2 protein-coding genes are annotated in these 551 nt (G+C 41.0%); both read right to left on the reverse strand.

Annotated features, from left to right (window positions below):
- Window positions 1-288, reverse strand: a 288-nt coding sequence (locus N3F66_15095; protein MCX8125473.1) for a rod-binding protein, incomplete at its 3' end; no start/stop codon positions are given.
- A 72-nt stretch (window positions 289-360) separates the two neighbouring features.
- On the reverse strand, window positions 361-551 hold a 191-nt coding region (flgG, locus tag N3F66_15100), incomplete at its 5' end, for a flagellar basal body rod protein FlgG (GenBank protein MCX8125474.1).

A 551-nucleotide genomic window follows, 5' to 3' on the forward strand; every position in this document is an offset into this window, starting at 1 on the left:
GCCTTTGGATGCTTCCTCCAGCAGTTTGTCATCCAGCATGGATTCAAAAATTTCATTTCCCATGTCATTTGGCAGAAGCCCTGACTTCGGAACAGTCGCCTTCATTTCCTTGTACATCATGTTCAGCAGAATGCCTTCAAAGTCTTTACAGACCTTTTTTAACTGCTGTTCATCCTTTTGGTCCATAGCACGCTGCAGGCTTTTTTCAAAGTCACTGTCGGTTGCTTTGTTTTTCGCATTTTCGATTGTGTTTTTATTTATGTTGCCATTAATTCCGCTTATCTCCACAAACTACCTCAGTCTCTTTCCCATTCCTTTGAACATTAAACGCTAAACGTTAAACTTTAAACGTTAAATATATTATCTCTTCAAATTATTTGCCATTCCCAGCATATCATCCGATGTCTGAATGGCTTTTGAATTGATTTCATATGCTCTCTGGGCAATGATCAGTTTGACCATTTCTTCTACTACCTGGACATTGGAAGACTCCAGGAAGCCTTGTATCAAGCTGCTTGCATCTCCCAAATCGGCATCAGCCACCGGTTCGC

The sequence above is a fragment of the Spirochaetota bacterium genome (genome assembly GCA_026414805.1).
Lineage (GTDB): Bacteria > Spirochaetota > UBA4802 > UBA4802 > UB4802 > UBA4802.